The 18,447-nt window shown below is 61.3% G+C and carries 20 protein-coding genes; 14 read left to right on the top strand and 6 right to left on the bottom strand.

Annotated elements, in window-relative coordinates:
- Window positions 1-401: class II glutamine amidotransferase (locus ACPYOI_RS06880; protein ID WP_481422688.1), on the bottom strand; the 401-nt coding region annotated here is incomplete at its 3' end.
- 261 nt (window positions 402-662) lie between these two features.
- On the opposite strand from ACPYOI_RS06880, the gene ACPYOI_RS06875 reads away from it, so the two are divergent.
- The 7 genes from ACPYOI_RS06875 to otsA all read left to right on the top strand — a co-directional run bounded on the left by ACPYOI_RS06875 (window position 663) and on the right by otsA (window position 8,116).
- Complete coding sequence (locus ACPYOI_RS06875) at window positions 663-1,574, top strand: pirin family protein (RefSeq protein WP_168828056.1); 912 nt, start codon at window positions 663-665, stop codon at window positions 1,572-1,574.
- 307 nt (window positions 1,575-1,881) lie between these two features.
- A complete protein-coding gene (locus ACPYOI_RS06870; RefSeq protein WP_481416897.1) occupies window positions 1,882-2,559 on the top strand; it encodes a FadR/GntR family transcriptional regulator in 678 nt (225 codons plus the stop codon).
- Window positions 2,556-3,845, top strand: coding sequence for a CynX/NimT family MFS transporter (locus tag ACPYOI_RS06865; RefSeq protein WP_481416852.1), 1,290 nt, complete (start codon window positions 2,556-2,558; stop codon window positions 3,843-3,845). Before ACPYOI_RS06870 ends, ACPYOI_RS06865 begins: the two co-directional genes overlap by 4 nt.
- A gap of 99 nt (window positions 3,846-3,944) precedes the next feature.
- Entirely contained in the window at window positions 3,945-5,435 is a 1,491-nt protein-coding gene (locus tag ACPYOI_RS06860; RefSeq protein WP_481416853.1) for a S10 family peptidase, read from the top strand.
- A 7-nt stretch (window positions 5,436-5,442) separates the two neighbouring features.
- The gene (locus ACPYOI_RS06855; protein WP_481416854.1) at window positions 5,443-5,844 is read left to right on the top strand and encodes a GFA family protein; all 402 of its coding nucleotides are present in this window, start codon (window positions 5,443-5,445) and stop codon (window positions 5,842-5,844) included.
- A 37-nt stretch (window positions 5,845-5,881) separates the two neighbouring features.
- Complete coding sequence (gene otsB, locus ACPYOI_RS06850) at window positions 5,882-6,679, top strand: trehalose-phosphatase (RefSeq protein ID WP_481416855.1); 798 nt, start codon at window positions 5,882-5,884, stop codon at window positions 6,677-6,679.
- A 45-nt stretch (window positions 6,680-6,724) separates the two neighbouring features.
- Window positions 6,725-8,116: an alpha,alpha-trehalose-phosphate synthase (UDP-forming) gene (gene otsA / locus ACPYOI_RS06845; RefSeq protein ID WP_481416856.1), complete on the top strand. Its 1,392-nt coding sequence runs from the start codon at window positions 6,725-6,727 to the stop codon at window positions 8,114-8,116.
- Here the strand turns inward: otsA and ACPYOI_RS06840 are convergent.
- Complete coding sequence (locus tag ACPYOI_RS06840; RefSeq protein ID WP_481416898.1) at window positions 8,104-9,003, bottom strand: choline sulfate utilization transcriptional regulator; 900 nt, start codon at window positions 9,001-9,003, stop codon at window positions 8,104-8,106. The genes otsA and ACPYOI_RS06840 overlap by 13 nt on opposite strands.
- Window positions 9,004-9,115: 112 nt before the next feature.
- Here ACPYOI_RS06840 and ACPYOI_RS06835 point away from each other — a divergent pair, with 112 nt between their 5' ends.
- The 3 genes from ACPYOI_RS06835 to ACPYOI_RS06825 are packed head-to-tail and all read left to right on the top strand — an operon-like array spanning window position 9,116 to window position 11,851.
- On the top strand, window positions 9,116-10,048 hold the full coding sequence (locus ACPYOI_RS06835) for a choline ABC transporter substrate-binding protein (RefSeq protein WP_481416899.1): 933 nt from the start codon (window positions 9,116-9,118) through the stop codon (window positions 10,046-10,048).
- A gap of 20 nt (window positions 10,049-10,068) precedes the next feature.
- Window positions 10,069-11,583, top strand: coding sequence for a choline-sulfatase (gene betC / locus ACPYOI_RS06830; protein ID WP_481416857.1), 1,515 nt, complete (start codon window positions 10,069-10,071; stop codon window positions 11,581-11,583).
- Window positions 11,584-11,641: 58 nt separating this feature from the next.
- Window positions 11,642-11,851 (top strand): TOBE domain-containing protein, encoded by a 210-nt coding sequence (locus ACPYOI_RS06825; protein WP_168828046.1) that lies wholly within the window; start codon window positions 11,642-11,644, stop codon window positions 11,849-11,851.
- Between the two features lie 3 nt (window positions 11,852-11,854).
- Here ACPYOI_RS06825 and tsaA read toward each other — a convergent pair whose 3' ends face one another.
- Both tsaA and ACPYOI_RS06815 read right to left on the bottom strand, forming a co-directional pair.
- Window positions 11,855-12,376, bottom strand: coding sequence for a tRNA (N6-threonylcarbamoyladenosine(37)-N6)-methyltransferase TrmO (gene tsaA, locus ACPYOI_RS06820; protein WP_481416858.1), 522 nt, complete (start codon window positions 12,374-12,376; stop codon window positions 11,855-11,857).
- A gap of 54 nt (window positions 12,377-12,430) precedes the next feature.
- On the bottom strand, window positions 12,431-14,014 hold the full coding sequence (locus ACPYOI_RS06815) for a peptide chain release factor 3 (protein WP_481416859.1): 1,584 nt from the start codon (window positions 14,012-14,014) through the stop codon (window positions 12,431-12,433).
- 91 nt (window positions 14,015-14,105) lie between these two features.
- Between ACPYOI_RS06815 and dut the strand changes: the two genes are divergently transcribed.
- Both dut and ACPYOI_RS06805 read left to right on the top strand, forming a co-directional pair.
- Entirely contained in the window at window positions 14,106-14,576 is a 471-nt protein-coding gene (gene dut / locus ACPYOI_RS06810) for a dUTP diphosphatase (RefSeq protein ID WP_481416860.1), read from the top strand.
- On the top strand, window positions 14,573-15,472 hold the full coding sequence (locus ACPYOI_RS06805) for a GNAT family N-acetyltransferase (protein WP_481422687.1): 900 nt from the start codon (window positions 14,573-14,575) through the stop codon (window positions 15,470-15,472). Before dut ends, ACPYOI_RS06805 begins: the two co-directional genes overlap by 4 nt.
- A 21-nt stretch (window positions 15,473-15,493) precedes the next feature.
- On the opposite strand, the gene ACPYOI_RS06800 is transcribed toward ACPYOI_RS06805, so the two are convergent.
- On the bottom strand, window positions 15,494-15,970 hold the full coding sequence (locus ACPYOI_RS06800) for an Lrp/AsnC family transcriptional regulator (protein ID WP_481416862.1): 477 nt from the start codon (window positions 15,968-15,970) through the stop codon (window positions 15,494-15,496).
- A gap of 110 nt (window positions 15,971-16,080) precedes the next feature.
- On the opposite strand from ACPYOI_RS06800, the gene ACPYOI_RS06795 reads away from it, so the two are divergent.
- The gene (locus ACPYOI_RS06795; protein WP_481422686.1) at window positions 16,081-16,977 is read left to right on the top strand and encodes a DMT family transporter; all 897 of its coding nucleotides are present in this window, start codon (window positions 16,081-16,083) and stop codon (window positions 16,975-16,977) included.
- Window positions 16,978-16,998: 21 nt separating this feature from the next.
- On the opposite strand, the gene ACPYOI_RS06790 is transcribed toward ACPYOI_RS06795, so the two are convergent.
- Complete coding sequence (locus tag ACPYOI_RS06790) at window positions 16,999-17,517, bottom strand: Dps family protein (protein WP_168828036.1); 519 nt, start codon at window positions 17,515-17,517, stop codon at window positions 16,999-17,001.
- Window positions 17,518-17,757: 240 nt separating this feature from the next.
- Between ACPYOI_RS06790 and ACPYOI_RS06785 the strand changes: the two genes are divergently transcribed.
- Window positions 17,758-18,375, top strand: a complete 618-nt coding sequence (locus tag ACPYOI_RS06785; protein WP_481416864.1) for a LysE family translocator — start codon at window positions 17,758-17,760, stop codon at window positions 18,373-18,375.
- The last annotated feature ends 72 nt before the right edge of the window (window positions 18,376-18,447 follow it).

Below are 18,447 nucleotides of genomic sequence, written 5' to 3'. Positions count from 1 at the left end.
AAGAGCGCGTCATCCAGCATCGCCTCCATCGGGCGGCGCAGGCGCTCGAAGCCGCCGATCTGGCCGTTGTGCATGAAAGACCAGTTTTCATGCGTGAAGGGATGGCAATTGTCGCGCCGGGTGCCGCCGCCGGTGGCCGCCCGCACGTGGGCAAGAAAGAGCGGCGAGCGGATCTGCCGCGCGAGGCTCTTCAGATTGCAATCCGACCAGGCCGGAAGGATGTCGCGGTAGCGGCCCGGTTCCGGCCGGTCGCCATACCAGGCGATGCCGAAGCCATCGCCGTTCGTTGCGGTCTTGGCGCGAGTGGCGCAGTGGGATTGTTCGATGAGGGAATGCGCGGGCGAGGACACCAGCTCCTCCAGATAGAGGGGGTCTCCACGATAGGCTGCCCAGCGACACATGCTCTCTTGCTCCGAACCCCGCCCTTGCCCGGCAGGACTGCTTGGAATTGCCTGCTCGATTGTCGAGCGCGATGGTGAATAAAAACTTAATGATTGCAGGTTTTGCAATGGATTCGTGGGAATTGGCGAGGCCTCCGACGATCACTTTCGGCGATCAGGCATCTTCTTTTGTGAACACTGAGTTCTGTCCGCCACGGGTTTCGCGCCGTTCAGCACTACCGATATAGTCGCCAGCAAGTTGAACCCACATAAGAGGATTCCATGTCGATCCGTCCCGTCAAACACGAAAGCACAGCCGTCCCCACGATGGAAGGCGCAGGCGTGAAGCTGCACCGCGTCTTTGGTTTCGGCGATCCGTCGATGACCGATCCCTTCCTGATGATGGATGATTTCCGCAACGACAATCCGGCCGAATACATCCGCGGCTTTCCATGGCACCCGCATCGCGGGATCGAGACGATTACCTACGTGCTCGCCGGAACCGTCGAGCATGGCGATAGTCTCGGCAATCGCGGCCTTCTCGGCGCGGGCGACATCCAGTGGATGACGGCCGGCAGCGGCATCATGCATCAGGAAATGCCGAAGGGCGATTTCGCGGGCCGCATGCACGGCTTCCAGCTTTGGGCCAATCTGCCCTCTTCCCTCAAGATGACCGCACCGCGCTATCAGGACGTCAAATCCTCCGACATCCCGGTCGTCGTCGATGACGACGGCACCGCCGTCCGTGTTATCTGCGGCAATTTCTGGGGCAAGGGCGGTCCCGTGGACGGGGTCGCCGCCGAGCCGATCTATCTGGACGTTTCAGTACCTCCGGGTAAGAAGAAGCGCTTGCCGGTCGATACCTACCGCAATGCCTTCGCCTATATCTTTGCCGGCTCAGGGACGTTCCGCGACGCCTCGAAACCCTTCGGCGTCCGGGTCGAGAAGGAAGTGAACGGCGAAGAGATCAACATTCGCGACATGTCCGGCAACCGCACGCTCGTCGTCTTCGACAGCGGCGATGAAGTGACCGTCCAGGCGGGCGACGAGGGAATCCGCTTCCTACTCGTCTCCGGAAAACCAATCGAAGAGCCGGTCGCCTGGCACGGTCCTATCGTGATGAATTCGCGCGAGGAAATCATGCAGGCCATGCGCGAACTGCAGAACGGAACCTTCATCAAGGCGGGACATTAAGACGATTTGTCTTGCATCGCCGAAATTTTTACCTACCTTCCAACTATCGACAACAGAACGAAAGGAAGGTGATCCAATGTCTAATGAGATTTCGGACCTCGCAACGGGCATGGGAGAGGTGAAGAAGGCGAGGCAGCCCTCGCTTTAATCCCGCCTTCCTGGGGCCGCCTTTGCGGTCCAGGCCAGTTAGAGGCCAAACTCATGGAAAGGGTCGCTGACGCGGCCCTTTTTTATTGCTGAAATTTTCTTTGACTGACGCCGAGTTCTGCCATATTCATCAAGTCATCTGATGACTTGATGAATGGCCATGCAACCTCTCAACAAAACAAATCTCGCGGATACGGCAATCGAAGCGATCCGTGGCGAGATTCTCGCAAGGCGGTGGAACGTCGGCGACAAGCTGCCGAATGAAGCGGCTCTTTCCGCCGCGCTGTCGGTCAGCCGGGGCACGATCCGTGAGGCCGTGCGCGTGCTTGTCTCGCAGGGCCTGCTCGAAACACGGCAAGGATCCGGGACCTATGTGGTCTCGACAACGGATGCGAGCCGGGCATTGACGATGGCCCGGCGGGCGAGTCTGCGCGATCAATTCCAGGCGCGTTGTGCTTTGGACGTCGAGGCAGCCCGCCTCGCCTCGCTGCGCCAGACGCCGGAAATTATTGCTGCCTTGCGCGACCTCCTCGCAAAGCGAGGCAATTACGAAGGTGGCGATAAAGCGGCTTTCGTCGAGCGCGATCTTGCCTTTCACCGGGCGATCATCGCGGCGTCTGGCAATCGGGCGATGATCGAGATCTACGAATTCTTTTCGGCTTCCATCGCCGAAACGATCGAAGCGACACTCGGCCAGGATATCCCCGAGCCCGACATGAAAGCGCATGCCGATATCATCAACGCTATCGAAACGGGGCAGCCCGCGAAAGCGGATGCCGCCGTGCGACGGTTCATGGCTCCTGTGATTGCCGCCCTTGAAAGAATGATCCTGTCATGAACACCTCCATTTCCGAAAGTGCCCCGGCTCTCGATGCCATCGACGAGCAGTTGATCGATGCCGAGGCGGATAGCGTTCCCGCACCGCAAGCGCCGGCACAGCCGACAGCGGCAAGCCGCGTTATTCTCGGCGTCAGCCTGGTGCTCATCGCCTTCAACCTCCGCCCCATCTTTTCCAGCGCCTCGGCGCTGTTGCCGGAAATTCGCGCGGGACTCGGTCTTTCGGCTCTTGGCGCAAGCCTGCTGACCACACTTCCTGTTGTTTGCCTGGGCGCCTTCTCCCCGCTTGCGCCAAAACTGGCGCAGCGCATCGGCACCGAACGAACGCTGCTCGGCGTGCTCTTGCTGCTGGCGCTCGGAACGGCCTTGCGCGGGCTGTCCTCCATCCCGCTTCTCTTTTTCGGAACCGCGCTTGCGGGCGCCTGTATCGCAATCGGCAACGTCCTGCTTCCGGGCTTGGTCAAGCGCGATTTCGCCGATCGCGCGGCGCTGATGACCGGTTGTTACACAATGGCGCTTTGTGCCGGCGCCGCAAGTGCCGCCGGCTTCAGCCTGCCGATCGAGCACGCGCTAGGCGGCTCGCTGGAAGGGGCTCTTGCTGCCTGGGCGTTGCCCGCGTTCATCGTCGCCTTCCTCTGGCTCCCGCAGGTTCTTGGAATTCCGGCTCAAGCGCGGCGAAGCGGCTTCCGGGTCGAGGGCCTTTGGCGGGACCGGCTTGCCTGGCAGGTCACTCTTTTCATGGGCCTCCAATCGGCGCTGGCTTACTGCGTCTTCGGCTGGCTCGTGCCGATCCTGCGCGAGCGCGGGCTTGATGGCGTAACGGCCGGCGCCATCGTTTCCGTATCCGTCATGGTGCAGGCGACGGCCTGCCTCGTCGCGCCGCAGATCGCCGTGCGCGGCAAGGATCAGCGGCTAATCAACGCTTCGCTATGCATCATTGCGGTGGTTGCCCTGCTCGGCCTGCTCTTTGCGCCGCTTTCGACCGTCTGGCTCTGGGCGGTGCTGCAGGGGATAGGGCAAGGCGGCCTGATCGCGGTGGCGATGACGGTGATCGTGTTGCGCTCACGCGATCCCCATGTCGCGGCGCATCTCTCCGGCATGGCACAGTGCGTCGGCTATCTGCTGGCCGCCGTCGGCCCGCTGATCGTCGGCCTCATTCGCGGCGCCACAGGCGGTTTCGCCTGGAGCGCCGTGCTCTTCGTGCTGCTCGGACTGGGAGCCGCAATCAACGGCTGGAACGCCGGACGTGCGCTTCATGTCGAGGCCCGGACGATCGAGAAGCCGTAAGCGCGCGGTCCTCACGTCTGCATCACCATCTCTTGATGTCTCTGCAAGGCAGCGGATGCTACGCTATCTCCGGTCGCGCAATTGCCCGGGAGTAAACGAGTGTATCTACGATCTGCAATCCTGTTCGCCCTGCTGACCGTTGCCATACCGGCTGCCTCGAATGCCCAAGAGCGGCCGGGGGTGCTGAAACTGCTGCCGTCCGATTCCGTCACGCAGCATGAGGCCAATATCGGCGGCCGCAGCCTGGCCTATACCGCGACAGCTGGAACGCTTGATATCTTTGGTCAGGATGGCACCCAGACCGGGGCGATATTCTACACCGCCTATGTCGCCAAAAACGGTGCCGCCAACAGGCCGATCACCTTCGCCTTCAACGGTGGCCCAGGTGCTGCCTCGGCATTCCTGCATCTTGGAGTCGTCGGCCCGCGCGTACTGGACTTTGGTCCGCAGGGCCGGGACGGCGCAGATGCCAAACTGGTCGACAACCCGCAAAGCTGGCTGGATTTCACCGATCTCGTGCTGATCGATCCGATCGGCACGGGATGGAGCCGCACGGCAAAGGCCGACGACGCTTCGAATTACTACAACGTCAACGCCGATGCGCAGAGCATTGCCAAGGCGATTGCGCTTTACGTGGCGCATAACAACCGCTCGGACTCTCCAAAGTATCTTCTCGGCGAAAGCTACGGCGGCTTCCGTGCGGCAAAGGTCGCCGCCACCCTGAAGGAGAGCCAGGGCATCATCGTCACCGGTGCTGTCATGCTCTCGCCGTTGCTCGAAGGGCGGCTGATGTTCGATGCCGATCAGTTTGCGTTGGGAGCTGCTCTCGAACTCCCCTCGCTCGTTGCCGCAGAAGCCGAACGGCGCAAAACCTTCAGCGAAAAGACCCAGCAGGAGGCCGAAAAATTTGCCCTCGGCGAATATCTGACGACATTGGCTGGGCCTGCCCCGAAGGGAGATGCCGCCAAAGCCTTCTATGGCAAGGTCTCAACGATGACCGGCATTCCCGCGGATATCGTTACCCGAACTCGCGGCTTCCTCGGCAATGCCTTTGCCAAAAACTCCGCCAGGCAGCAGGGCGAGGTGATGAGCCCCTACGACGCGTCGTTCGCCACGCCCGATGCCTACCCGGAATCGGACTCTGATCGGGGCGACGATGCCATCCTCGACGGCTTCGCCCGCGCTTATGGCGGCGCGTTTTCCAGCTACGCGCGCAACGAGCTCGGCTTCAAGACCGAGATGACCTATACGTTGCTCGACGGCGATGTCAGCCGGCAGTGGCAATGGGGCGGTGGACACGGCAGCGGCCGCCTGCAGGCGAGCGCAACGGACGACATCCGCGAACTTCTCGCGTCCAATCCGGCATTTCACCTGATGATCGCGCATGGCTATAGCGATCTCGTCACGCCCTACGGCGTCAGCCGCTACGTTGTGGATCACCTGCCGGAAACTCTGACGAGGGGCCGCGTGAGCCTGGACGTCTATCGCGGCGGCCATATGTTCTACACCAATGCCGAGGAGCGTGCCGCTTTCACGGCCGATGCCAAAACTTTCTATGGCCAGCATCAGGCGGCGCAGATGGCGGAATGAGGAAGGCATGCGCGTTACCGGAGGATGCCATTGCGGCGCAATTGCCTATGAGGCCGAAATCGATCCCGAGCGCGTCAGCATCTGCCATTGCACCGACTGCCAGCGGCTGACGGGAACGGCCTATCGCGTCAGCACGGTCGCGCGGCAAGAGGATTTCCGGCTTCTCCGCGGGACGCCCAAAACCTACGTCAAGCGCGGCGATAGCGGGGCGCCGAGCCAGCAGTTCTTCTGCCCCGACTGCGGCTCGCATCTCTATCGCAAGGGAGAAGACAACGCCTTCGTCGGCATCCGTGTCGGCACGATCGACCAGCGGGCCGAACTGCAGCCGCGCAAGCAGATCTGGTGTTGCTCAGCACTGCCCTGGACAGCCAATATCGAAGCCCTGCCGCGCTTCGAGACAGAAAGCTAGGGTTGCCGGAAGGGGGCGCTGACATAGATAGAGCCTCATGTCATACCAGAAGCAGTCTCTCAGCACCTCGAAATCGGATGCGGTTTCAGGGAAGGACTCTATTCTCGCCGCTCTCTCTGACAATCCGCAGAGCTGGGCTCTCTTCCTCGATATCGACGGCACTTTGCTTGACATCGCACAAACGCCGGACGCGATAGCCGTTCCGCCGTCTCTTCCGGCAAATCTCGATGCCTTGTCGAACAAGCTCGGGGGTGCCCTGGCGCTCGTGACTGGCCGCGGGCTTGATTTTGTGGACGGCGCTTTTTCACCGTTTCGTTTTCCGATCGCGGGACTTCATGGTGCCGAGCGCCGCGATCCGAACGGGCATGTTCACAAAATCGAAACGACGGCGGACTTCGAGCGACTGAAGGCAGACCTTGTTGCTGAGACGGCCGGCTGGACGGGCGTCCTGATCGAGGACAAGGGAGCGGCCGTCGCCGCGCATTACCGGCTTGCGCCGGAGAGACATGTTGAACTTGAACCGCTGATGGAGCGGGCGCTCAGCCGAGCAGGACCGAACTGGACCATCCAGCACGGCAAGATGGTGATCGAGATCCGCCCGGCGGCCGCCGACAAAGGCCATGCCATGGAGGCATTTCTGGCGCAACCGGTTTTCGCCGGCAGACGCCCGATCGCGATCGGCGATGATGTGACCGACGAAGCGATGTTTCGCACGGCCAACCGGATCGGCGGTCATTCGATCCGCATCGGGCCGCTTTCGCCTGCCAGCGAAGCGCGCTGGTCCATCCCCTCCTCCCAGGAACTGCGGGCCATTATCGCTGAGTTAGTCTCCTAAGATTTGAGTACCTGACATTTTATTCGCGTTTGAAAGGAATTTGGCATGAGCCGCCTCGTCATTGTGTCCAATCGCGTGCCCGTTCCGGATAAGGGCGGCATTGCGCCCGCCGGAGGGCTGGCGGTCGCGCTGAAAGCGGCTCTCGAAGAGCGTGGCGGCATATGGATGGGCTGGTCGGGAAAATCGAGCGGCGAACATGAGCCGCAGCCACTTGCGCAGCTGCAGCAAGGTAATATCACCTACGCACTTACGGACCTGACCGATACCGATGTGCAGGAATATTACCACGGCTTCGCCAACCGCGTTCTCTGGCCGATCTGCCATTACCGGCTGGATCTTGCCGAGTACGGCCGGAAGGAAATGGCCGGCTATTTTCGCGTCAACCGCTTCTTCGCGCATCGGCTGGCGCCGCTTATCGAGCCTGATGACGTCATCTGGGTGCACGACTACCACCTGATTCCGCTTGCCGCGGAGCTGCGTCAGATGGGCTTGAAGAACCGCATCGGCTTCTTCCTCCATATTCCCTGGCCGCCTGCCGACGTGCTCTTCACGATGCCGGTCCACGAGGAGATCATGCGCGGCCTGTCCCATTACGATCTCGTCGGCTTCCAGACCGATCACGACCTCGAGAACTTCGCCGGCTGTCTGAGGCGTGAAGGCATCGGCGATGATCTCGGCGACGGCCGCTTCAGCTCCCATGGCCGGACCTTCAAGGGCGGAGCCTATGCAATCAGCATCGAGACTGAGGCCTTTGCCGAATTTGCGAGAAAGGCATCGACCAACAGCATGGTCAAGAAGGCGCGGGAAAGCGTCGAAGGCCGCAGCCTGATCATCGGCGTCGATCGCCTCGACTATTCCAAGGGAATTACGCAGCGCATCGATGCCTTCGAGCGTTTCATCCTGACCAATCCGGCACAGCAGGGACGCGTCACCTATCTGCAGATCACTCCGAAATCGCGCTCCGAAGTCCCGGAGTATGAAGCCATGCAGCGTACCGTTGCTGAACAGGCCGGCAGGGTGAACGGAGCCTTGAGCGCCGTCGACTGGGTGCCGATCCGCTACATCAACCGCTCCGTGGGCCGCCATATTCTTGCAGGACTCTACCGGCTCGCCAAAGTCGGGTTGGTGACGCCGCTTCGAGACGGGATGAACCTCGTCGCGAAAGAATATGTGGCGGCGCAGGATCCAAACGATCCGGGCGTGCTGGTGCTTTCGCGTTTCGCCGGTGCGGCGCGCGAGCTAAAGGGAGCGCTGCTGGTCAATCCCTACGACATTGAAGGGGCCGCAAATGCATTGGCGCGGGCACTCAGCATGCCGCTGGAAGAGCGGCTTGAGCGTTGGAAGGTGATGATGGATCATTTGCTGGAGCATGACGTTTCTCGCTGGTGCCGGGACTTTCTGAATGATCTTGCACCACGATCAGTTCAGTCGAGCTGAGCCTCTGAGATCAGCCAGGCTACCAGCCGATCGGTTTCAGCGCTCCGCGATTTCGGCGGCAGAAGCCAGTAGCCGCGGTCCTGCGCTTCAAGTATCGGTCCGGCCGCGACAAGCATGCGGGACGACAGCAGCGAATCCACCAGGCCGAGCCAGCCGATTGCCAGCCCCTGCTCGCCGATCGCCGCCTGCACGACAAGCGAGTAGGTGTTGAAACTAAGCTCTCCGTGCCCTGCGGCCGGATCGCGGCCGATCCCGAGTTCGGCGAGATAGCTCTTCCAATCGAACCAGGGCGACGGCCCGCGCGTATCGAGATGCAGAAGGCGTGCCTTGGCAAGATCGGCGGGGTCGGTTAAAGGGCCGTTTCGATCGAGAAAGCCCTGCGTACAGACCGGGACCACTTTTTCCGGCAGGAGCAGTTGCGTGTCGCCGCCGAACTCGCCCCGCGTCCCGAAGACAACGGCAAAGTCGGCGCCGTCCAGCAGGCCCTCCATCCGCTGTGTCGCAACGATCTGGATATCCATTTCCGGGTAGAGCAGGCGGAAGGCATGCATGCGCGGTATCAGCCACAAAGAGGAGAAGGCATAGTCCGTTCTCAGCCTGATTGCCGGGCGTTCGGATTGGTTGCGGAAGCTGCGCACCAGCGTGTCGATATCACCAACGGTGCGTGAGGCGATGTCGAAAAGCCTCCGTCCTTCGGGTGTCAACTCCACCCCGCGATGTTGCCGCTGCAGGAGATCGACGCCCATCTGCTCTTCCAGGCGACGAATCTGATAGCTGACGGCAGGCTGGGTGAGACCCAGAATTTCGGCGGCGGACGACAGACTGCCGAGCTTGCCGACCGCGGCAAATACGCGAACCCACCCCAGGTCAACCGGCCGCTCTGCCATAAAATTTCCTTTGGCCATCCATCGAAAAAACCCAGCTTCACAAGGGAAACCAAGTTGATGTTCAATAAATTGCTCGAATAACAGGGGAACTGCAATGAAAAGAATTTCGCGCATGAACCGGTTTGCTGCCGGCCTCCTCCTTTCCGTCGTCTCTTTCGGCGCTGCTTCCGCTGCCGACGACGCATCCTGCAAAACCATTCGCATGTCCGATCCGGGCTGGACCGACATCACTGCCACCAACGGCGTGACCTCGGTCGTTCTGGCTGCGCTCGGCTACGAAGCCGACGTCAAGACGCTCTCGGTCCCGATCGGCTACCAATCGATGAAGAATGGCGAGATCGATGTCTTCCTTGGCAACTGGATGCCGGCGCAGAAGGCTTTCATCGACGACCTGACATCTGCGAAGGCAACCGTGGTGCTGAACAAGAACCTCGAAGGTGCAAAGTTCACGCTCGCCGTCCCGACCTACGTCGCCGAAAAGGGCGTGAAGGACTTCGCCGACCTGCAGAAGCACGCCGACGAATTCGATCACAAGATCTACGGCATCGAGCCGGGCGCTCCGGCGAACTCCAATATCCAGAAAATGATTGACGCCAACGACTTCGGCCTCAAGGACTGGAAGCTCGTCGAATCCGGCGAGCAGGCAATGCTGGCGCAGGTCGAGCGAGCCGGGAAGGACAAGAGCGCGGTTGTCTTCCTTGCCTGGGCGCCGCATCCCATGAACGAGCAGTTCTCGCTCGAATACCTGTCCGGCGGCGACGCCTATTTCGGCCCGAATTTCGGCGGCGCCGAGGTCTATACGCTGGCGCGCACCGGTTGGCCGGAAAAGTGCCCGAACGCGGCCGCGCTGTTCAAGAACCTCAAGTTCGAAATCGGCATGGAGAACTCGCTGATGGGCTCGATCCTGGGCGGCGACGATCCGAAGGCCGCGGCAACGGCATGGCTGAAGGCCAATCCGAAGGCCGTCGATCCCTGGCTTGCCGGCGTGACGACGATCGACGGGAAACCCGCTGCAGACGCAGTGAAGAGCTCTCTCGGCCTCTAAGACCCAAGGACAGAATACCCATGGCGCGCCCCAACATCCTTATCCTCATGGTTGACCAGTTCAACGGAACGCTGTTTCCGGATGGGCCAGCCGAGTTTCTTCACGCGCCGCATCTGAAGGCATTGGCGAAGCGCTCCGTGCGCTTTGCCAATACCTATACGGCGAGCCCGCTCTGCGCGCCGGCGCGGGCCTCCTTCATGTCGGGCCAGCTTCCGAGCCGCACGCGTGTCTATGATAACGCCGCGGAATTCGCCTCCGACATCCCCACCTATGCGCATCATCTACGGGCCGCCGGTTATCAGACGGCGCTATCCGGCAAGATGCACTTCGTCGGCCCGGATCAGCTTCACGGCTTTGAGGAACGGCTGACGACCGATATCTACCCTGCCGATTTCGGTTGGACCCCCGACTACACGAAGCCCGGCGAACGCATCGACTGGTGGTATCACAATCTCGGTTCCGTCACCGGCGCCGGCGTCGCCGAAATCACCAACCAGATGGAATATGACGACGAGGTCGCCCACCACGCCGTCCGCAAGCTTTATGACCTTTCCCGCCGGCAGGACGAGCGGCCTTGGTGTCTCACCGTGAGCTTCACGCATCCCCACGACCCTTATGTCGCGCGGCGGAAATTTTGGGATCTCTACGAGGATTGCGCGGCGCTCGACCCGGAAGTGGGGCCGATCCCGTTCGATCGGCTTGATCCGCATTCCCAGCGCCTGCTCGAAGCCTGCGATTACAAGGCTTTTGACATTTCACCCGAAGAGATCCGGCGTGCGCGCAGAGGCTACTTCGCCAATATCTCCTACATCGATGAGAAGATCGGCGAGATCCTCGACGTGCTGGAACGCGGACGGATGGCCGAGAACACCATCATTCTCTTTGTCTCCGACCACGGCGACATGCTCGGTGAACGCGGGCTCTGGTTCAAGATGTGCTTCTTCGACGGCTCGGCGCGCGTGCCGCTGATGATCGCCGCACCGGGCTGGAATGCGGCCCGCATCGATCAGCCGGTTTCGACACTGGACGTGACGCCGACGCTGGCTGGTCTTGCCGGTCTCGACATTACCTCGCTGAAGAAATGGACCGACGGAGAAGACCTTGGCCCGCTCGCAACCGGCACAGGCGGCCGCGGCGCGGTACCGATGGAATATGCAGCGGAGGGCTCGATCGCGCCGCTCGTCTGCCTGCGCGACGGCCGCTACAAGCTGTCGCTCTGCGAAAAAGACCCGCCGATGCTCTTCGACCTCGATGCCGATCCGCACGAGTTGAAGAACCTGGCCAACGACCCTGCCTACGCCGGAACTCTGGAAGAGTTGACCAAACAGGCCGGCAAGCGCTGGAACCTCGCAAGCTACGACGCAGCCGTGCGCGAAAGCCAGGCGCGCCGTTGGGTCGTCTATGCGGCGCTGCGTAACGGCGCCTATTATCCCTGGGACTATCAGCCGCTGCAGAAGGCCTCGGAGCGCTATATGCGTAACCACATGGACCTGAACGTGCTGGAAGAAAACCAGCGCTATCCGCGCGGGGAGTAGGATTGCTGCGGCTAATCTCCGCCGCTACACTTAGTCGTTGCGAAACGGGAGGCGTCTCATGAAGATCAGTGCACGCAATCGACTGAAAGGCCGAATCGTCGAGGTGAAGAAGGGTGCGACCACGGCGCATGTCCGAATCGATATCGGCGGTGGATCGATCGTTACGGCTTCCATCACCAACGAGTCCGTCGACGAACTCGGGCTTGCGGTCGGTCGTGAGGCCTATGCAGTCGTCAAGGCCTCCGATGTCATGATCGCCGTCGACTGATCGTCAGGCCTTCTTGCAATAGTGCGCCACGTCGTCGCCGGTCTGGAAATCGCCGGCCTGCGGCGGCGCGATGGGCTTAAACAATGTGCGATCCGGCTTCAGATCGAGAAGCGGCGTGCCGTCGAGGCAGTCCATCCCGCGAACCAGCAAAGTGTCGTCATCAATGCCCTCCAGCTTGACGATGGCCGTCCCGATCGGATTCGGGCGGACGGGCGAGCGAAGCGAAAATGTGCCATGCACCTTCCCGCTATTGGCGGGGCTCTGAAGCACGAGATCGCGCCGTGCTCTGTCCAGCCAATAGAGCACTTCCAGCCGTTCGAACGCCTCCACGCCCTGGAGCGCCTGTTTCCACGGCTCGAAGATCTCGATCCTGCAGAGCGGACCGTCGTGCCGCCCCTGACGCGGCGTCTCCATGCGCGACGTCCAGGGCGTCAGGATACGCCCGATAAACACCAGCCCCGCGTCGGTCGCCGACGGCGATTCGACAGCGACTTCGTTTTCCCTGATTTCGTTTTCTCGAACCATGATCTTCCCCTTCGGTGCAGGGCATCATGACAGATCGTTATATCTCATCCAATATCACGCTGCCTTGGCGACGTGATATTCCTTGATCGCAGCCATCTTGATCGCCGGGTAGCGCTCCGCCTCATAGCGCAGGGAGAAGCCGTCCTGCGCCAGAAACACCGGATCGCCATCGAGATCGCGGGCGATATCGCCGCGCTTGGCCGTGAGAAACTTGTCGAGTTCGCTCGGCTGGTCGGACGAGACCCAGCGGCAGACGGAGAAGCGCGACATTTCGAACGAGACCGGCAAGCCGTATTCCGCCTGCAGACGCTCCTTCAGAACGTCGAGCTGCAGGGCACCAACGACGCCGACGATAGCCGGGGAGCCGTCTTCCGGAGAAAACAGCTGGACAACGCCCTCTTCGGCCATCTGCTGCAGGGCTTCCTTCAGCTTCTTCGCCTTCATCGCATCTTCGAGACGGACGCGGCGAAGAATCTCCGGCGAAAAGTTCGGCACCCCTTGGAACACCAGAGGTTCACCCTCGGTCAGCGTATCGCCGATGCGCAGCGTGCCGTGGTTCGGAATGCCGACGACATCGCCGGCATAGGCGGTGTCGGCGAGCTGCCGCTGCGAGGCGAAGAAGAATTGCGGCGCGGTGAGGCCGAGCTGCTTGCCCGTGCGCGAAAGACGCGCCTTCATGCCGCGCTCGAGCTTGCCCGAGCAGATACGGGCAAAGGCGATGCGGTCGCGGTGGTTCGGGTCCATATTGGCCTGGATCTTGAAGACGAAGGCCGTCATCTTGTCTTCGCTTGCATGCACCTTGCGAATATCGGCAATTTGATCGCGCGGCGGCGGCGCGAATTCGCCGAGCGCGTTGATCAGATCGCGGACCCCGAAGTTGCGCAGCGCCGAGCCAAAGAACACCGGCGTCATGTGGCCTTCGAGGAATGCCTGGCGGTCGAACGGCCGGCAAGCTTCGATCGCAAGTTCCGTTTCATCAATGAACGCCTGCCGCTCGTTTTCCGGCAGCCTGTCGGCGACGCTCTGCGGACCGTTCACCGGCGTCGCCTCGACTTCCGTATCTGAGCCGCGCACCGTATTGGTCGCCAGATGATAGGAGCCGCAGAAGGTCTTGGAGCGGCCGATCGGCCAGGTAATCGGCGCAGTGTCCAGCGCGAGCTTCTCTTCCACCTCGTCGAGAATTTCGAAGGGATCGCGGCTCTCGCGGTCCATCTTGTTGATGAAGGTGATGATCGGAATGTCGCGCATGCGGCAGACTTCGAAGAGCTTCAGCGTGCGCGGCTCGATGCCCTTGGCCGCATCGATGACCATGACCGCCGCGTCCACCGCCGTCAGCGTGCGATAGGTATCGTCCGCGAAGTCTTCGTGGCCGGGCGTATCCAGGATGTTGAAGACGTTGTCGTCATACTCGAAGGTCATGACGGAGGTGACCACCGAAATGCCGCGCTCGCGCTCGATCTTCATCCAGTCCGACCGAGTCTGGATGCGGTCCTTCTTCGCCTTGACTTCGCCGGCGAGCTGGATCGCCCCGCCGAAGAGCAGCAGCTTTTCGGTGAGCGTGGTCTTACCCGCATCCGGGTGCGCGATAATAGCGAATGTGCGGCGGCGGGAAACCGCCTCGGCGAGACTTTCGGCCATGATGTGAATCCTGTGGAATTGCGGCGTATCTAGCGATTAAAGCCCGCCATTGCAATTGACCTTGGCCTTTCCGGTGCAAAGTAATGCCCGCATGACCATTCATGACGACATCCGCCCCAAGCTCAACCTTATCCGTTTGCCGAACGGCGAAGGCCTCGACCTGCCCGCCTATGAAACGAGCGGTGCCGCCGGCATGGACCTACGCGCGGCCGTGGCTGTTGACGCGCCGCTGACCATCGCGCCGGGCAAGCGCGCGCTGGTGCCGACCGGCTTCATCTTCGAGATTCCCGATGGCTACGAGGCGCAGATCCGCCCGCGCTCCGGGCTCGCCTTCAAGCACGGCATCACCTGCCTCAACACGCCCGGAACGATCGACAGTGATTATCGCGGCGAAGTGAAGGTCCTCCTCATCAATCTCGGCGAAGATCCCTTTGAGATTACGCGCGGCATGCGCATTGCCCAGATGGTGATCGCACCGGTCACTCAGGTGCGCGTCGCCGAGATAACCGAAGGCAGCGCGACGACGCGTGGCGCCGGCGGCTTCGGCTCAACCGGCGTATGAGCAAGCCATTCGACGGCTCAGGGCTGACCTTCCGTCAGGACTATTTTCATGATCCCGTCGCGTGGAGGGCACTCGTTTCTCTCCTCGACGACACGTTCGGTATCGACATCGGTCCGCTGCAAGACCTCGGCGGCCCTGATCCGACGAGCATGCCCTTTGGCTGGTTTGCCGCCGATGGGACGCTTGCCGCCAACCTATCCGCCTTTGCCATGCCGCTCGTCATGAACGGCCGGCAGATCAACGCGGCCGCCTTTCAATCCGGCGCGGTTCGTCCGCCATGGCGAGGGCGCGGGCTTTACCGTGATCTGACACGGAAGGCGCTTGAGTGGTGCGGAAGCCGGGAGTTCGAGGCGATCGTCCTCTACACCGACAAACCCTCACTCTACGAACCTTACGGCTTTCGCAGCCTGCCGATGCACCGCCACTCCGGAAAGGCGCCGAGGCCCAATTTCACGGCAAAGCCTGCCCAACCGCTCGATCCGCGAAACAGCGGCGATTTCGCTCTCCTGCAGGAAGCGCTGAAAACGCGCGCTCCGGTTTCGGACGTGCTCGCCGTCTCACACAACGCGGCAATGTTTCTCATCAATACGCAACTCGATCCCGAGGTCTCCCTGAGCTGGCTCGATGAGGAGCACGCCGTGATCGCTTGGAAACAGGAGGAGCCGGGCCGCTTCAGTCTCCTTGATGTCGTCGCCAAGAAAATTCCGCCTCTTGGTGTCATCCTCGGCGGGCTCGGCGTGGCCCCTGCGCAGGTCGACGTCTTCTTTGCGCCGGACAAGCTTGATTGGCACGGCGAGGCCCTCTTCCTCGAAAGCGGCACGGTCTTCATGCTGCGCGGCGCGGAGGACCTGGCACCCGCGGCTGCCGCCATGCTGTCGCCGATGGCGGACTTCTAGACAACGCAGAACCGCCGCGACTTACGGGCTATCGGTCTTCCGATTGGCAAGCGGCGGGAGGCGGCGCTTGACCGGCGAGGCCTTGATCATCGAGGTATTCGTCTCCGCCTTCTCGGCCACCTTGTCCAGAATGCCGTCAAGCTCTCCCATCGAGCGAACGACCAGGCGTGCGATGAAGCAATCGTCGCCCGTTACCTTGTCGCATTCGATGAATTCCGGTGTGTCCTGGATAATCCGTTCGACGACGTGGAGTTGCCCCGGCAGCGGCCGGACCCGGACGATGGCCTGCAGCGGATACCCGAGAGCCGCCGGGTCTATATCGATCGTGAAGCCCTTGATGACGCCGCGCTCCTCAAGCCGGCGCAACCGCTCCGCCGCACTTGGCGACGAGAGATTGGCGGCCTGCGCCAGCTCCTTCAGGGAAATGCGTGCGTTCTCAGCCAGCGCATCGAGGAGCCGCTGATCGATGCCGTCCAAGCGAAACACGTCATTAGCCATTTATACCAATTCGCCTTTTATTTTTAGGGAAAACAGCATTCATACACCTTCCATATTATAGAAACAGGCGCGCATAGGCAATAATCTCCAGCAGATCAGAGGAGATGGTGATGCAGAACGACATAGGCAGAGGCGCCGCGGAGATGACGGCAGCCATGGTGATTTCCGGGACAATCGGCTGGTTTGTCGTCATGTCTGGACAGCCGGTGAGCGGTGTCGTCTTCTGGCGCTGCCTCTTCGGCGCGGCGAGCCTGCTTGTCATCTGCGGCGCCTTGGGGTTCCTGAAACCGTGTATTCTCTCGCCGAAAGCCTTTGGCATAGCCGTCCTCGGCGGGATCGCCATCGTGCTGAACTGGCTGCTGCTTTTCGCCTCCTATTCCCACGCATCCATTTCGATCGCGACGACCGTCTACAACACGCAGCCCTTCATGCTGCTGGCGCTTGGTGCCGCGTTTCTCGGAGAGAGGATCACGGCGGCCAAACTGTTCTGGCTGGCGCTTGCCTTTGCCGGCATGTTGGCGATTGTCGAAGCCAAGCCTGAGGCCGGGGCCGTTTCAGGCAGCTATGGTGTGGGTATTGCGCTGGCGCTCGGAGCGGCCTTCTTCTATGCACTCGCCGCACTCGCCGCAAAGTGGCTGAAGGGCACGCCGCCGCATCTGATCGCACTCATTCAGGTATCGACCGGAGTGCTGATGCTGCTGCCGACCATGAATTTCTCTGACCTGCCCACGGATGGCCAGTCATGGTCGATCCTGATCACAATGGGCATCGTGCATACAGGGCTGATGTATGTGCTGCTCTACGGCGCGATCCAGAAGCTGCCGATCCATCTGACCGGGGCGCTGTCATTCATCTATCCGATCGCCGCAATTCTCGTGGATCGACTGGCATTCGGACACGAATTGCAGCCTCTGCAACTGGTCGGCGCAGCCATCATCCTGGTCGCCGCGGCAGGCATGAACCTTGGTTGGACGCCCGCGCAGCTGTTGCGCGCGCGGGCGGGCTGATGATCTGAGAAACGAGCGAGGCTATTTCGGCTGGCGGGTCGTCTCGAACAGGAACCAGGTCCGGCGCTCGGCCTCGTCGATCCACACTTCCAGCAGGCTCGTGGTGGCGAAATCATTGTGCTCGGAGCAGACATCGTGGGTCTCGCGCAACAGCGATACCAGCTGCCTGTTGTCGTCGCGCAGTTCCGCCAGCATATCCTCCGGCGTGACGTACTCCGCGTCATTGTCATTGATGCGCTGCAGGCGACCGATATGGCCGATGGAACGCAGCGTCGTGCCGCCGATCTTGCGGGCGCGTTCGGCAATCGCATCGGTCGTAGCAAAAATCTGCTCAGCCTGCTCGTCCAGCATCAGGTGATAGTCGCGAAAATGCGGCCCTGACATATGCCAATGGAAATTCTTGGTCTTCATGTAAAGCGCAAAGACATCTGCCAGCAGCGCAGCCAGAGCGCCCGAAATATCCTGAATGGCATTGCTTTTCAGGTCCGTGGGGGTGGCAAGCGGGGCGAGTTTGCGCTTTTCGGCGTCTGTGGGGCTCATAAGGTGTCTCCTTTGGCGAGCGTCAGTGTCAGGCAATGGCAAGTGCCGGAACGGCTTGTGGTCCCGGATTTGGCGGCTCCGGCAGTGCCGGCTTCGATCGGCGATCAACCACCGCCTTGGAACTAGAACCGCGCCAGCCAGCGTCAATAGCGGCAAGCGACCGCAGCATGATGACAAAGTGCCGGGTGTTGAAACCAACGGGTTGCAGGCGTAGAAGGCGATGGAAGCAGGAGCCACATCATGTCGTTCACCGCCCTATTCGCCTATGCAGCGGCGCTCTTCATCGCGGCGGCAATCCCCGGGCCGGGCATCACTGCGATCGTCGCCCGCGCGCTCGGCTCGAATTTTCGCGAGACGTTTTTCATGGGGCTAGGCCTTGTTCTTGGCGACATCACTTACCTGACAGCGGTGATCCTCGGCCTTGCCTTCGTGGCGCAGACCTTCACCGGAATTTTCCTCGTCATCAAATTCGCCGGCGTGCTTTATCTCTGCTATATCGCGTACAAGCTATGGACGGCCGGGCTCCTGCCGCAGAATATTGCCGCGCGCAAATCAAGCAGCATTGGCATGAGCTTCCTGTCCGGCCTGCTGGTGACGCTCGGCAACCCGAAGACGATGCTCTTCTATGTCGCCCTCGTCCCGACGTTGATCGACATAAGTCACATCGGGCTCCGCGAATACAGCATCCTCCTGGCAACCACCTTCATCGTGTTGCTGGTTGTTCTGGTGCCCTATATGCTCCTTGCCTCGCGCGCGCGAATGATGCTCAAGCAACCACGCGCGCTACGGGCGCTGAACAAGACGGCCGCCGGCATTCTGGCCGGCACTGCCGCTTTCATCGCCACCCGCGCGGCCTGAAAAATTCGTTCTGCAAAGCAGCTGTTCCAAACGATATTTTCCCTCCAATCATGCTCCCGTGAAGCAAGGCAC

This window comes from Rhizobium sp. SVR5-2C (genome assembly GCF_056755115.1).
The sequence above is the reverse complement of the archived record's forward strand: the minus strand, read 5'-3'. Positions and strand labels throughout refer to the sequence as shown.

Bases quoted from the DNA above. Each gene is read 5' to 3' on its own strand.
- ACPYOI_RS06835 (WP_481416899.1), top strand. From the start codon at position 9,116: ATGAACCGGTTTGCTGCCGGCCTCCTCCTTTCCGTCGTCTCTTTCGGC.
- ACPYOI_RS06790 (WP_168828036.1), bottom strand. From the start codon at position 17,517: ATGAGCCCCACAGACGCCGAAAAGCGCAAACTCGCCCCGCTTGCCACC.
- dut (WP_481416860.1), top strand. From the start codon at position 14,106: ATGACCATTCATGACGACATCCGCCCCAAGCTCAACCTTATCCGTTTG.
- ACPYOI_RS06800 (WP_481416862.1), bottom strand. From the start codon at position 15,970: ATGGCTAATGACGTGTTTCGCTTGGACGGCATCGATCAGCGGCTCCTC.
- ACPYOI_RS06875 (WP_168828056.1), top strand. From the start codon at position 663: ATGTCGATCCGTCCCGTCAAACACGAAAGCACAGCCGTCCCCACGATG.
- ACPYOI_RS06785 (WP_481416864.1), top strand. From the start codon at position 17,758: ATGTCGTTCACCGCCCTATTCGCCTATGCAGCGGCGCTCTTCATCGCG.
- ACPYOI_RS06865 (WP_481416852.1), top strand. From the start codon at position 2,556: ATGAACACCTCCATTTCCGAAAGTGCCCCGGCTCTCGATGCCATCGAC.
- otsB (WP_481416855.1), top strand. From the start codon at position 5,882: ATGTCATACCAGAAGCAGTCTCTCAGCACCTCGAAATCGGATGCGGTT.
- tsaA (WP_481416858.1), bottom strand. From the start codon at position 12,376: ATGGTTCGAGAAAACGAAATCAGGGAAAACGAAGTCGCTGTCGAATCG.
- ACPYOI_RS06805 (WP_481422687.1), top strand. From the start codon at position 14,573: ATGAGCAAGCCATTCGACGGCTCAGGGCTGACCTTCCGTCAGGACTAT.
- ACPYOI_RS06870 (WP_481416897.1), top strand. From the start codon at position 1,882: ATGCAACCTCTCAACAAAACAAATCTCGCGGATACGGCAATCGAAGCG.
- ACPYOI_RS06795 (WP_481422686.1), top strand. From the start codon at position 16,081: ATGCAGAACGACATAGGCAGAGGCGCCGCGGAGATGACGGCAGCCATG.
- ACPYOI_RS06825 (WP_168828046.1), top strand. From the start codon at position 11,642: ATGAAGATCAGTGCACGCAATCGACTGAAAGGCCGAATCGTCGAGGTG.
- betC (WP_481416857.1), top strand. From the start codon at position 10,069: ATGGCGCGCCCCAACATCCTTATCCTCATGGTTGACCAGTTCAACGGA.
- ACPYOI_RS06815 (WP_481416859.1), bottom strand. From the start codon at position 14,014: ATGGCCGAAAGTCTCGCCGAGGCGGTTTCCCGCCGCCGCACATTCGCT.
- ACPYOI_RS06840 (WP_481416898.1), bottom strand. From the start codon at position 9,003: ATGGCAGAGCGGCCGGTTGACCTGGGGTGGGTTCGCGTATTTGCCGCG.
- ACPYOI_RS06855 (WP_481416854.1), top strand. From the start codon at position 5,443: ATGCGCGTTACCGGAGGATGCCATTGCGGCGCAATTGCCTATGAGGCC.
- otsA (WP_481416856.1), top strand. From the start codon at position 6,725: ATGAGCCGCCTCGTCATTGTGTCCAATCGCGTGCCCGTTCCGGATAAG.